Origin of the sequence: Nocardia jejuensis NBRC 103114, assembly GCF_001613145.1 — a bacterium.
Taxonomy (GTDB): domain Bacteria; phylum Actinomycetota; class Actinomycetes; order Mycobacteriales; family Mycobacteriaceae; genus Nocardia; species Nocardia jejuensis.
Map to the genome: position 1 here is coordinate 127,458 of NZ_BDBU01000025.1, position 13,394 is coordinate 140,851.

At 68.7% G+C, this 13,394-nt stretch carries 8 protein-coding genes; 5 read left to right on the forward strand and 3 right to left on the reverse strand.

What is annotated here, in order from left to right:
* The first annotated feature begins 65 nt into the window (after positions 1–65).
* Both NJ1_RS20965 and NJ1_RS20970 read left to right on the forward strand, forming a co-directional pair.
* Positions 66–476: a PaaI family thioesterase gene (locus tag NJ1_RS20965; RefSeq protein WP_067697020.1), complete on the forward strand. Its 411-nt coding sequence runs from the start codon at positions 66–68 to the stop codon at positions 474–476.
* Between the two features lie 123 nt (positions 477–599).
* On the forward strand, positions 600–1,217 hold the full coding sequence (locus NJ1_RS20970) for a GNAT family N-acetyltransferase (RefSeq protein ID WP_067697021.1): 618 nt from the start codon (positions 600–602) through the stop codon (positions 1,215–1,217).
* 61 nt (positions 1,218–1,278) lie between these two features.
* On the opposite strand, the gene NJ1_RS20975 is transcribed toward NJ1_RS20970, so the two are convergent.
* Complete coding sequence (locus NJ1_RS20975; protein ID WP_157574119.1) at positions 1,279–1,749, reverse strand: hypothetical protein; 471 nt, start codon at positions 1,747–1,749, stop codon at positions 1,279–1,281.
* Positions 1,731–1,976, reverse strand: a complete 246-nt coding sequence (locus NJ1_RS20980; protein ID WP_067697023.1) for a hypothetical protein — start codon at positions 1,974–1,976, stop codon at positions 1,731–1,733. Before NJ1_RS20980 ends, NJ1_RS20975 begins: the two co-directional genes overlap by 19 nt.
* A gap of 253 nt (positions 1,977–2,229) precedes the next feature.
* Between NJ1_RS20980 and NJ1_RS20985 the strand changes: the two genes are divergently transcribed.
* The gene (locus NJ1_RS20985; RefSeq protein WP_067697025.1) at positions 2,230–3,084 is read left to right on the forward strand and encodes an alpha/beta fold hydrolase; all 855 of its coding nucleotides are present in this window, start codon (positions 2,230–2,232) and stop codon (positions 3,082–3,084) included.
* Positions 3,085–3,206: 122 nt separating this feature from the next.
* Here the strand turns inward: NJ1_RS20985 and NJ1_RS39290 are convergent, their stop codons facing one another.
* Entirely contained in the window at positions 3,207–3,584 is a 378-nt protein-coding gene (locus tag NJ1_RS39290) for a hypothetical protein (protein WP_157574120.1), read from the reverse strand.
* Here NJ1_RS39290 and NJ1_RS20990 point away from each other — a divergent pair.
* Both NJ1_RS20990 and NJ1_RS20995 read left to right on the forward strand, forming a co-directional pair.
* A complete protein-coding gene (locus NJ1_RS20990) occupies positions 3,568–10,815 on the forward strand; it encodes a non-ribosomal peptide synthetase (protein WP_169813176.1) in 7,248 nt (2,415 codons plus the stop codon). The two genes, NJ1_RS39290 and NJ1_RS20990, sit on opposite strands and share 17 nt — an antisense overlap.
* Before the next feature lie 35 nt (positions 10,816–10,850).
* Positions 10,851–13,382, forward strand: coding sequence for an FAD-dependent monooxygenase (locus tag NJ1_RS20995; protein ID WP_067697029.1), 2,532 nt, complete (start codon positions 10,851–10,853; stop codon positions 13,380–13,382).
* Positions 13,383–13,394 lie beyond the last annotated feature (12 nt).

A 13,394-nucleotide genomic window follows, 5' to 3' on the forward strand; every position in this document is an offset into this window, starting at 1 on the left:
GTGCCGGGCCGGCATTACCAGCGAGGTAATCGACCATCGACGCGCACTCCGGCACAGTCGTTGCCATGACCGATATCGCAACCGATCCCCTGGGGACGCAGTTGTTCAGCACCATGCCCTTCACCGCGGGCCTCGGGGTCGAGGTGCTCGAATGCGGGCCGGCGCAGGTTCGCAGCCGCCTGGCCTGGAACGAATCGCTGTGCACGCTGGGCGGGGCCATGCACGGCGGTGCGCTCATGTCGTTGGGCGATGCCACCGCGGCGGTGTGCGCGTACCTCAATCTGCCCGAGGGCAAGCAGGGGACCACGACGGTGGAGTCCAAGACGAACTTCCTGCGCGCGGTGCGATCGGGCCATGCCACCGCGACCTCGCGCCCCCTGCACGCGGGCCGCAGCTTCATCGTGGTCGAGACCGAAATCCACGATGACGCAGGCAAACTCGTCGCCAAGGTGACGCAGACCCAAGCGGTCCTGTGAGCCGTGGACAGTCATTTCCCGCGCGGTATCGCGGCGACGTCAAGCACCATCACACAAGTGGTCTGAAAATTTCCGACCGAAGTGGCACTTTCACCAGTCCACTCTGGTGAATACGCTGGTCCCGTGACCAACTCAACCACCGACTGGTTCGACAGCCCTACGCTGTCCGGCGACTATGTGACCCTCGAGCCGCTGGCACTCGCCCACGCCGAGGGCCTGCACGAGGCGGGCAAGGACCCGGCGATCTGGACCTGGCTGAGCGCCCGCCAACCGGTCACCGTCGCGGACACCCGCGAATCCGTCGAGGCCGGCCTCATCGCGGCACGCGACCACGTCCGCCTGCCCTGGGTCCAACTCGACGCCGACACCGGCGAGGTCGCGGGCACCACCTCCTTCTACGAGATCGATCCCCACCACCGCGCCCTCTACATCGGCTACACCTGGCTCGGCGCGCGCTGGCAACGCACGGCCCTCAACACCGAGGCCAAACTCCTGCTCCTCACCCGAGCCTTCGACACCCTCGGCGCCCACCGGGTCGGCTGGCACACCGACATCAACAACACCCGCTCCCAGCGCGCCATCGAACGCCTGGGAGCCACCCGAGAGGGCGTCCTGCGCAGCCACCGCATCCGCCCCGACGGCACCCTCCGCGACACCGTCGTCTATTCGGTCACCGACGCCGAATGGCCCGCGGTCCGAGACCGTCTCCGGGAGCGCCTCGCCACGCATCAGGCCCGGTAGCACCGAATTCCGTTCCTAAGCAACTTTTTCCGTGAACCAGCCGAGGCATCACTGCCACCGATCATGATGCGCGGGGCGGGTCCGCCTGCCGCGCGGTCCGATGGGCGCGACGCACCCGGTAGCGCGACAGAAGATGAGGCGGGCCGCCCACCACAGCCGCGATACCGATCCACACCAGCAGCTGCCGACCGACAGCGGCGGCGGAAACATCGGGGCTCGTGAGTTTTTCGAGAGCCAAGACCACCATCAGAGCCAGCGGCGGACCGGTCCAGCCGATCAGGACTCCGATGCCGAGCTGGCGAGGCAGACCCGGGACGCAGAGCAGCGCCGCGGTGATCACCACGCACCCGGCGAGCAGCGGCCAACTCGAACGAGGGAGCGCGTCCTCCCAGTCGTTCACCCTGCCCCAGACGAAATACGAAATCGACACGGCGAGAAAGCCGAGCGGGCCGAACCGACCGGGGATGCGCCGTTCGGGGATGCCGCCGGTGGCGGTGTCGCGCGGCAGATCCATCAATGACTCGATATCCATTCGGTGATCAACGCACCGCTGACGAGCAACGCCAGCGCCAGCCCGCGCGGCACCGAACCTCCGAAACGGAAGGCGGCCACGGCGAGTCCCGCCTCGGCCGCCAACGGCGCCCAGAGGACCGGGCCCGGTGAACTCTCGCCGAGCCCCGGCACCGGCAACGCGGCCCAGCACAGCCACACCGGTATCTGTGCCAGGACGGCGAGCGGGAACCCGAGTGTGGCAGCCATCCAGAGTCTTTCGTCACGCCCTGTCGATCGCACGGGGATCGGCCGTCCTGCAATCACACCCGAAACCTATCCGGCGCTCGTGGGGTTTCACCACACATCACGTGGAGATCCTGTGTAGAGGCGGGAGGGCGGTGATCGACGCTGCCGCAGCGTATTCGAGCAACAGTGCTCGGATGCTGCACCTCGTGTGGGTACGGTGGGGATGAGGCCGGTCGGGCCGGGAGGCCGGTGGGGAACGAGGGGGACGCTGCTCATGTCCGAGAACGTGTCAGTGGTGCAGGTCGCCGAGGTTGTGGTCGGCGGGATTCGGTGCGCCGTATTCGACAGTGGTCCAGCCGAATCCGGGGAGGCCGTGGTATTCGTGCACGGCAATCCTGGGCCGGCCGACGATTGGGTGGACCTGATTCCCGAGATCGCCGGGTTCGCGCGGGTGATCGCCATGGACATGCCGGGTTTCGGCCGATCGGAACGGCCGCGAGCCTTCGATCACAGCGTGGTCGGATACGCCCGCTTCCTCGGACTGCTCCTCGATCGACTCGGCGTCGAGCGTGCCCACCTGGTGCTGCACGATTTCGGCGGGGCCTGGGGCATGCGCTGGGCGCTGGATCATCTCGATCGCGTAGCCAGCCTCACGCTCATCAATTGCGGTGTACTCGACGGCTACGAGTGGCATCGCTACGCGAAGATCTGGCAGACCCCGGTCCTCGGCGAACTGTTCCAGTTGATCAGCAATCCCCGCGCCATGCATATCGCCCTCAACCGCGACAATCCCCGGCCCCTCCCCCGCGCCTACATCGACCGCGTCGACCGCTATGCGGACAAGGCACACAAGCGCGCCGTCCTGCGGGTCTATCGCACCTCCAGGGATCCCGGTGCGGCATTCCCGGAGAAGAGCCTCGGCCTGGCCGCCGACGCCCTGCCCACCTGCGTGATCTGGGGCGACGGCGACCCGTACATCCCCGTCCGCTTCGCCTCCGACCAGCGAACCCACTTCCCCGAGGCCGAGATTCACATCCTCGAGGGTCTCGGCCACTGGCCGTTCGTGGACGACCCGCAGGCCGTGCTGGCTCCGCTCGCGGCATTCCTGCGCAAGCACGTCCGCCCCTGAAACTTCGCAGACCGTAGGCGCGGTCTCCCGCTCCCGCGACAGCGCCTGGCCGCCGAACTGCAGGCCGGAACAGAGGCGCCGCCCATCCTAGGCCGCGGATCGATTTGCGCTATCTATTCGAATCACCGAAACTCGAATTCCTCTGCCGCACCCGAATGGGAATTTCCCGACAACCCGTGCGATGCCGGAGAATAGAACCACTCCGCGCGACTGTCTGTAATACCAAGGGGCATAACCCTTTCGGGCATGACACTTTCGGGCATCGCACCTTCGTGCATTGCACTTTCGGCCGTTGACGGCCGGTTCGAACGGCTACTACGGTCGTAATCAGAGGCAAGCAATTGCTTGTTTTCGAATGAATTCATCGCGGAAGCCAGAGCTTTCGCTTTTCCGGGCCCGTGGATCGCCGTAGCTCCAGACATCTGCCCGGGCGTCGTCAACGGTTCGGCCGTTTCATTTCTGGGGGTATTCATGCCTGCTTCGATGCGTTTGCCTTTCACCGCCTATCAGCGTGACATCTGGTCGATCGTCGAGCAGCATCCCGGTCTGCCCACCTATCTCTGCTGTGCGGTCTGGCATCTGACCGTTCCCGTCGACGTCGCGGAGATGCTGGGCGCGGCCGAACGCACCCTGGCCCGGAACGACGGCCTCCGGATGCGCTACGGCGTCCTCGATGGCGTTCCGTATCAGGAGCTCACGCCCGACTGGGCGCCGCCGGTGACCCTCATCGACGTCACGGACGCCGCCGACCCGGAAGCCGCTGCGCAGCAGCACATTCGCGACCGCACGCGTGCGCCGATCGATGTGACCGGCCCGGAACCGTTACGGTTCGCCGTCGTTCGGGCCGGTGCCGCATCCACCTATCTGGTCACCACGGCGCATCACCTCATGGTCGACGCGACCGGCCTGCGCAACTTCCGCACTCAGCTGCTGAGCGATTACGCGGCAGCGAGCGAGGCGGGTGCTCGGTCCGGCCCGGCGGGATCCTCGTTCGCCGAATGCCTGGTCTACGAACGTGAATACCGGGCGAGTGAGCACTACCGCCTCGATCGCGACGCCCTCGTTCCGCGCCTGCACGGCATCACCCCCGCGCTGTTCGACCGCCGACTCGACTCCGAGGGGCTCTCTCCGATCATCACCCGCGGGTTCACCCTCGATCGAGAACTGGTCGACCGCATCCGAGCGGCGGGCATCTCGCTGTATCCCTACCTGTGCGCGATGCTCGGCGTCTACCTGTCGCGGGTACTGCGGACCGAGGAGATCGTCCTGGGTGTTCCGTTCAACAATCGCAACAATCCCACCGAGCTGACCGCGGTCGGCAATTTCGCCAACACCCTGCCGCTGCCGATCCGAACCGATGCCGCTGCGACCGTGGCCGAGTTGGTCAGCACCGTGAAAGCCGATGTGCGCCGGATGAAGCAGCATCAGCGCTATCCCCTCGGCGACCTGGTGGCCGAGCTGCGCAGGGCAGGCAGCCCCGCGCACCGGCTGTTCGATGTGACGGTTTCCTATCTTCGTCTCCCCGCCAGTCTCACGCGTGTCGAAGGCTTCGACACCGGCGGGCAGCCGTCGGTGTCGACCACCTTCGCCGGCGCGGCCTCCTCGAGCTGGCAGGGGTACAGCCCCAACACGATGGCGTGGACGATCATGGAGCTGGACGAGGACGGCCCACTGGTGATCCGGCTGGATCACGCCGCGGATGTCTTCGACGCCGACTACCCCATCGAGTCGGTCGTCAGCGGACTGATCACGCTGCTGGAAGCCGGAATCGCCACTCCGGACGCACATCCGGGATCGCTGTGTGCGGTGTCGGCGAACGAGGCCGATCAGCTGGTGGACCGGGAGCGAGTCACCGAGCGTCCCTATGACGACCGGACGAGCGTGGTGGGCGCGATTCTCGCCCAGTGCCGACGGACCCCGGACGCGATCGCGGTGCACACCGGGTCCGCCTCCCACCTCACCTATCGCGAACTCGCCGAGCGCTCGGTCGCGCTCTCGATGCTGCTGCGCGACAACGGTGTCGGGATCGGCGATCTGGTCGCGATCATGCTCGAGCGCGGCCCCGACCTGGTGATCGCGATCCTGGCGACCATGCACGCGGGGGCCGCCTACGTGCCCATCGACCCGGCGTACCCGGCCGAACGCGTGGAGTATCTGCTCACCGACAGCGCCGCCGCCGTGGTGCTGACCGACGCCGCAACCGTCGCACCGTCCGGCGTCACCGTGCTGACCCCGGACCGCTGGGCGGAGCGCACGGCACCGCCGGTTCTCCGTCCCGAGCCGGTACCCGGCGGCACCGACCTGGCCTACGTGATCTACACCTCGGGGTCCACCGGAAAACCCAAAGGCGTAGCCGTCGAACATCATTCGATCGTCAACCGGCTCTCCTGGATGCAGCGCCGGTACCCGCTCGGCCCCTCCGATGTGATCCTGCAGAAGACGCCGTCGTCGTTCGACGTGTCGGTGTGGGAATTGTTCTGGTGGGGACTCGCCGGAGCCCAGGTGGCGCTGCTGAAGCCCGGTGGTGAGAAGGACCCGCGCGACATCCTCGACGCCATCGCTGATTTCGGCGTCACCGTCCTGCACTTCGTCCCGTCGATGCTGACCCCGTTCCTGGATCTGCTGGAATCCGACCCGGCGCTGACATCCCGGGCGGCAAGTCTGCGCACGGCCTTCTGCAGCGGCGAAGCACTGCTGCCGCATCAGGTTTCACGCTGGAACCGAATCTTCGCATCGATCGGTGACGCCGCGCCCCGGCTGGTGAACCTGTACGGACCGACCGAGGCGACCGTCGACGTCTCCTACTACGACTGCCCCACCGACCCGGATCTGCCGGTCTCGCGGATTCCGCTGGGCCGCGCGATCGACAACACCCGGCTGTATGTCCTCGGCCCCGGCGATCAGCCGCAGCCGGCCGGAGTGCCGGGCGAGCTGTGCATCGCGGGCGCGGGAGTGGCGCGCGGCTACCTGAACCGGCCCGAGCTGACCGCGGAGAAGTTCGTCCCGGATCCGTTCCATCCCGGCGAAAGAATGTATCGCACAGGTGATCTGGCCCGTCTGCTGGCCGACGGCGAGTTGGAGTACCTCGGCCGGATCGACCGCCAGGTGAAGATCCGCGGTAACCGGGTGGAGCTCGGGGAGGTGGAGAACGCACTGGCGACGCTGCCGTCGATCACCGCCGCCGCGGTGATCGATCTGCAGTCGCCCACTCGTGGCAGCTATCTCGCCGCCTACTGCGTGTCCGGGGCCCCGCTGGAGCCGGCGCTGCTGCGCGCCGCGCTCGCGAAGACGCTGCCGGAGTACATGATTCCCGTGCAGTACATCGCTGTCGCGGCGATTCCCCTGACCCCCAGCGGGAAAACCGATCGGGCCGCCCTGATCTCGATCCGCCCCACCCGCGAACCCGCCCCGCACACCGCGCCTCGAACCCGGGTGCAGCAGCAGCTCGCACACGTGTGGGCCGAGGTGTTCGATCGCGAGTCGATCTCGGTGACCGACAATTTCTACGACCTCGGCGGCGATTCGATTCTGCTGCTTCGAGTCCGGGCTCGCGCCCGAGCCCGCGGACTGCTGTTCAGCGCGCGCGATATCGCCGAGTCCCCCACCATCGCCGAACTGGCGGATCGGGTTCACATCGGAGTGGCGACGACGCCCGCGGTGACGCCGTTCGAGTTGGTGGCGGTGATCGACCGCTCCCGGCTCGGCCACCTCGAGGATGCGTACCCGTTGACCCGGCTACAGCTGGGAATGCTGTTCCACAGCCGCGAACGCGCCGAATCACCGCTCTATCAAGATGTTTTCCGATACTCGCTGCGGATGGACTGGGACGAGGCGGCATGGCGGACCGCGCTGACCCGTGCCGTCACCCGCCATCCGGTGTTGCGCACCTCCTTCGATCTGGCGTCCTTTTCCGAACCCCTGCAGCTGGTCCACCCGCGGCTGGACCCGCCGACCGAGATCGCCGATCTGCGATCGATCGACACGGAGACGGCCGAGGCCGTGGTGGCCGGCCATGTCAGCCGACATCGCTGGGAGCGTTACCGATTCGAGCGACCCGGGCTGTTCCACATCGCCGTGTTCCGGCTCCCCGAGCGCATCGACCTGGTCCTGTCGTTCCACCACGCGATCCTCGACGGGTGGAGCGTGTCCACACTGATGTCGGAATTGCTGGCCGACTATCGCGCGGCGGCCACGAGCGTCGAGTCGCCCGCTGCCCCCGAACTGCCGTCGTTCGCCGAGTATGTACGCGCCGAACGGAATTCGATCTCCGACGCGGCCGACCGGCAGTACTGGGCCGAGCTGCTCGCGGGTGCGGAATTCGCCGGCATCCCCGGCATCCGCCCGAATGTCCCCGATGTTCGGGACCCGGCGGATCCGCTCACGGCCCTGTCCTCGTCGAGTGTCCGGCTGTCCCTGTCGATTCCGATTCCCGAGCACCTGAGCGACCGGGCGCACGCCGTGGCCGCGACCGCGCACCTGCCGCTGAAGACCGTGCTGCTCGCCGCCCACCTGTGCACGGTCGGACTGCTGTCCGGGCGTACGGATGTCGCCACGGGCGTGATCACGCACGGCCGCCCCGATCTGCTCGATGCCGAGCGCATGACCGGGCTGTTCCTCAATACGATGCCGTATCGGCTGCACATCGGCGGCCAGGCCGGCCCGGGTGAGATCCTGACGGCGCTGTTCGAGCAGGAGCGAAACAGCGCACCGCACAGGCGATTCCCCCTCGCCGAGATCCAGCGCGAGCTGGGTACGACGCTCGATACCGCCTTCAACTACATCCACTTCCATGCCTTCGGCACGGCTCTGCGGGCCTTGGACGTGGACCTGCTCGGCGTCGACATTCGCGAGGACACGAATTTCGCGCTGCTGGTCAACGCCGTGCGCAGACCCTCCGATGGCGGCCTGTCGTTGCGCATCGACGGCGATCCGGCGGTCTACACCCGGGACCAGCTGACATCGATCGGTGACACCTACCTGTCGGTGCTGGCACTGCTCACCGGCGATGCCGCCGCGCCGATCGATTTCTCCGCACTCGCCCCGGCCCCGGCCCCCGCTCCGACGGGCGACGCCGGCGCGACCACGGTGGTGGAACTTTTCGACGCCCACGCGACGCGGTCGCCCGATTCGATCGCACTCGAATTCGACGCCCGCACCGTGAGTTACGCGGAACTGGCGAGGCTGTCCCGCGGGATCGCGGCGGCGCTGGTGACCCGCGGCGCCCGCCCGGGCGACCGCATCGCGCTCGCGGTGGACCGCTCACCGGAACTGGTGGCGGCCGTCCTCGGCATCGCCCGGACGGGCGCGGCCTGCGTGCCGCTGGATCCGAGTTATCCCGTCCCGCGCCTGCACGCCATGCTCGATCAGGCGCGGCCGTTCGCGGTGATCACCGATGCGCATCACGAAACACTGGTCCCACCAGAGCATTCGCGGATCGCCCTGACCGAGCTGACGAACGCGGACGCAGACAGCGATCTGCCCGGGCCCGACCCGGACGCGACCGCGTACGTGCTGTTCACCTCCGGCTCGACCGGCGCCCCGAAGGGGGTCGCCATGCCGCATCGAGCGCTGGCGAACCTGATCGACTGGCAGCTCTCGACCCCCAGCGGCCGACTACCCGAAACCGGACTCGCCCCGGCCACAACCCAATTCGCGCCGCTGTCGTTCGATGTCTCGTTCCAGGAGATCTATTCGACCCTGTGCGGCGGTGGGCGGCTCATCCTGCTGAGCGAGGACCAGCGTCACGACCTGCCCGCGCTGGCCACTGTGCTGACCGCCACCGGCGCCGAGCGCATCTTCCTGCCCTATGTCGCCCTGCAGCAGCTGGCCGAGGCCGCGACCCGGCTGGGCACCGCACCGGCCGGACTGCGAGTGATCATCTCCTCCGGGGAGCAGCTGCGGGTCACCGACGAGATCCGCGCGCTGTGCGCCGCGGGTGCGGAGGTGATCCTCGAAAACCAATACGGCCCCACCGAGACGCACGTCGCCACCCGCTACACCATGCGCGGTGACCCGGATCGGTTTCCCGCGCTGCCGCCGATCGGGACGGCGATCGACAACGTCGAGATTCTGGTTCTGGACGAGCACCTGCGCCCGGTGCCCGACGGCGCTCCGGGCGAAATCCACCTCGGGGGCCGGTGCCTCGCCGACGGCTACGAGAACCGGCCCGACCTCACCGATGCGGCCTTCGGACCCCACCCCCTCGTGCCCGGCGCGCGCCTGTATCGCACCGGCGACATCGGCCGCCGTTTGCCCAGCGGTGACGTGGTCAGCGACGGCCGGCGCGGCGGCCAGGTCAAGATCCGCGGCCATCGGGTGGAACCGATGGAGGTCGAGCTGGCACTGCGCCGGGTCACCGCCGCGCTGCCCGGCGTCACCGAAGTGGCCGTCGTGGCGCACGGCGGCACGGGCGCCTCGAGCGCGCATACCCGGCTGGTGGCTTTCCTGGTCGGATCCCGCACCGGCGTGGACGAACCGGGCGTCATCGCCGCACTCCGAGAATGGCTGCCCGAGTACATGATTCCCAGCCGTCTGGTCTGGCTGACGGCGATGCCGCTGACACCCAGCGGGAAGCGCGCCGACGCGGCGCTGGCCGGAATGTCGCTGCCCGCCCTCGACCTCGTCGATCGGGTGCCCCCGCGTACACCCGTCGAGTCGGTCGTAGCCGCCCTGATGGCCGAGACGCTGGGACTGACCGATATCGGCGTGCACGACGACTTCTTCGCCCTGGGCGGGAATTCACTGACCGCCATGCGGCTCATCGTGCTGATCGAGCAGCGGTTCGGTTCGTCGCTACCGGTCTCGTCCCTGGCGACCGGCCCGACCGTGGCCGCGCTGGCCGAACAGCTGCGTGAACGACCGGACTCGGGATTCGACCCGCTGGTCCTGCTGCGTGCGGGAGACGGCACGCCGCTGTTCCTGGCGCCCCCGATCGGCGGAAACGTGCTCTGCTACGTCGAATTGGGCAAGCAGCTCCCCGAGGGCACACCGCTCTACGGCTTGCAGTCCGAGGGACTGCGGCCCGGCAGTACCGCGCCGACGAGCATGGCGGAGATCGCGGCCACCTACGTCCGGGCGATCCGGCAGGTTCAGCCGGAGGGGCCGTACCACCTGGGTGGCTGGTCGCTGGGCGGCATGATGGCCTTCGAGATGGCCCAGCAGCTCGGACGAGCCGGGCACGAGGTGAGCTCGCTGGTGCTGATCGACGCGATGACGGTCCGGCGCGGCGATCCGCTACCGGTATCGGAGCGCAGGCTGCACGAGTTCTTCCTGTGGGAGCTGCTGCTGCCTGCGCGCGGCACGGACGCCCCCGCGCTGGAGATCCCCGCCGAGTTCGACACCGACGACGCAGTATTCGATTTCATGCTCGACGCGGCTGTCGCGGCGGGGGTGCTGCCCGCCGCCGGCTCGCGGCAACTGGTCCGGCGCCTGTTCGACGTGTTCGTCGGCAATTGGCGCGCCTTCGTCGGATACGAGCCGCTGCCCTATGCCGGGAACATGACCCTCCTGCGTGCCGCCGAACCACTGCCCGCGATGCTCCGGCTGCGACACGACCGGGTCGGCACGTTGCACCGGGATCCCACCAATGGCTGGAACACCTACGCCGCCGGGCACTTCGAGGTGATCGAGGTACCCGGTGACCATCTCACCCTGATCCAGCCCCCACAGGTCACCGAGGTCGCGGCCCAGCTCGTGCGGCTGCTGCACCCGGCATCCGCGTCGGCCTCGTGAAACATCCGAATCACCCTATCCTGCAAGGAGATCCAGTGAATTCTCCCGTGAAATCCGCGATCGTCGTCGGAGCGGGCATCGGCGGTCTCACCGCCGCGGCGGCGCTGCGCCGAGCCGGCATCGAGGTGGTGCTGTGCGAACGGGGCCCCGAACTGCGCGCCGCCGGATTCGGCCTGTCGCTGCAGTCGAATGCGCTGAACGCGCTGCGCACCCTGGATCTGGGCATCGACGAGCAACTGCTCCGGGTCGGTGGCCGGGCGCTGTCGGCCAGTTATCGCCGCCCCGACGGCTCGGTGATGCGCCGGGTCGAGGTCGCTCCGGCCGAGGCGCTGCTGGGCGCACCCGCCGTCGTGCTGGCCCGGCCCGATCTGCACGACGTCCTGCTGGCCGCCTGCGGCGCCGATCTGCGCGTCGAATCCGGCGCCGAGGTGCTCCGATTCACCGAGACCTCCGACCTGGTGCAGGTGGAACTGGCCGACGGGCGCACCCTGCGTGCCGACGTGCTGATCGGCGCGGACGGCATCAATTCCGCGATCCGCCGCCAACTGCACGGCGACGAGCCGCCGCGCCCCGGAGAGTTCGTGTGCTGGCTGGCATTGGCGCGCTTCGACCGCAGCTTCGTCGAGGTCGGCGAGTCCGTCCAATACTGGGGCACCGGAACGAGATTCGGCATCAGCGATCTCGGCGACGGCCGAATCTACTGGTGGGGCACCCAGACGACCACCGCCGAGCTGGCCTCGAACTGGCCGTACGGCAAGGACGATCTGCTGGCCCGGTTCGCGGAGTGGGCTCCGCCGCTCACCGAAATCATCTCCGGCACACCTGAATCCGACATCCTGGCCCTCCCCGCCCAGGACCGCCCGGCACTGTCAGAATGGGGACGCGGCCGGGTCACCCTGCTCGGCGACGCCGCCCACCCGATGCTGCCCAGCCTCGGCCAAGGCGCGAACGCGGCCATCGAGGACGCGGTCGTCCTGGCGCACGCGCTGTCCACCCACGACGATGCCGAGACCGCGCTGCGCGTCTACGAGCGGCGCCGAATTCCCCGCACCACCATGTTCGTCGACGAATCACGCAAGCTCGGCGAGCTCGAGCAGACCGTCGATCCCGACCGCGTCGCGGCGCGTGACCGCTACATGTCCGGCGACACCGGCCACACCCGGAGCCTGGAACCGATGACGTGGCCGGGTTTCGACGAGCCGGGTTCGCCCGGCGTGCTGCCCCGCCCGCTGTCCCCGCTGGAACGCTGGCATTGGACCGTCGACCAGGTCGCACCGCTGCACCTGGTGTCCCGAGTGCGCGTGCAGGGGAATCTGACCGCCGATGCCGTGCGCTCCGGCCTCGCCGCGCTGGTCCGGCGGCATCCCGTGCTGCACGTACTCGTGCGCAGTGACGAGGGCCGCGACCCGTGGTTCGTACCGGCTGCCCCGCAACCGATCCCGCTGCGGGAGGTCACCTCCGGCGACTGGACCGCCGAGATCGACGCCGAACTGCGGGTGCGATTCGACCCGGCGGAGCACGCTCTCGATCCGGCCACCGGACACGACCCCGCCTCGACCGCGGCGCCGCTGCTGCGTGCCACGCTCATCACCTCCGCGCCCGGCGTCCACGACCTGCTGCTGACCTCCACGTACACGATCGCCGATGCGGTGACGATGGTGTCCTTCGCCCGGCAGGTACTCGAGTTCGCGGCCGCGGAGACGATCGGCTGGGTTCCGGAGATCCCGGCCCCGGCACCACCGGAAGCACTGCTGCCCAGGGAGTTTCAGGACCCCGACGGCAAGCGCGCGGCACTCGGCCGGGTGCGCGAGGCCGCCGAGCGCGACCAGGAACGCAACCCCCTGCGGCTGTCCACCGATGCCGAGGTGCCGCCGGAGCAGCGCACGAGCCGCGCGGTGCGGCGCGTGCTCGATGGCCCCGAATACCGGGCCCTGCTGGCGGCCTGCAAGGAACGTGCGGTCCTACCACAGAGCGTGGTGGCCGCCGCACTGGCCCGTGCCGCGGCCGCGGATACCGGTGTGCCGCACGCGCATTACCCCATCGGCGTCTCGGTGCAGTTCCGGCGGCATCTGGCCGAACCGTTGGATGACACGCGCACCGGGGCGTATCAGTCGATGATCGCGGTACCCACCCAGGCCGGGCCGCCGCTGTGGGAGGTCGCGTCCGGCTTCGAGACCGAGTACGACGTGCGCGTCGAGGAACGCCGGCACCTCGCCGGTCTGCTCGGCATCGGCTATCTGATGCCCGAGACGCCCGCCCACGCGGACCGGATCATCGAACAGCTCGATGCCCGCGGTCCCGGGAACCTGTGCATGACGGTGCTGGACACCGGCGACTTTCCGGCGCGCATCGGGCAGTGGGAAGTCTCCGGCATCGAATCCGTCTCCGGGATGTCGATCAGCGGTCTGGTCATGCTGACCGTCGGCATCGGCGCCGACGAGTTGTCGCTGAACCTCGGGTATGTCGAGGGTCTACTGTCCGCGGATCGCGCGAACGCTCTGCTCGACGCGCTCGCCGGGACGGTGCGGGAGGCGGTATCGGCAACCGAAATCAGCGCGGTGCACTGACATTCGACGCGG

Bases quoted from the DNA above. Each gene is read 5' to 3' on its own strand.
- NJ1_RS20965 (WP_067697020.1), top strand. From the start codon at position 66: ATGACCGATATCGCAACCGATCCCCTGGGGACGCAGTTGTTCAGCACC.
- NJ1_RS20975 (WP_157574119.1), bottom strand. From the start codon at position 1,749: ATGGATATCGAGTCATTGATGGATCTGCCGCGCGACACCGCCACCGGC.
- NJ1_RS20980 (WP_067697023.1), bottom strand. From the start codon at position 1,976: ATGGCTGCCACACTCGGGTTCCCGCTCGCCGTCCTGGCACAGATACCG.
- NJ1_RS20985 (WP_067697025.1), top strand. From the start codon at position 2,230: ATGTCCGAGAACGTGTCAGTGGTGCAGGTCGCCGAGGTTGTGGTCGGC.
- NJ1_RS20990 (WP_169813176.1), top strand. From the start codon at position 3,568: ATGCGTTTGCCTTTCACCGCCTATCAGCGTGACATCTGGTCGATCGTC.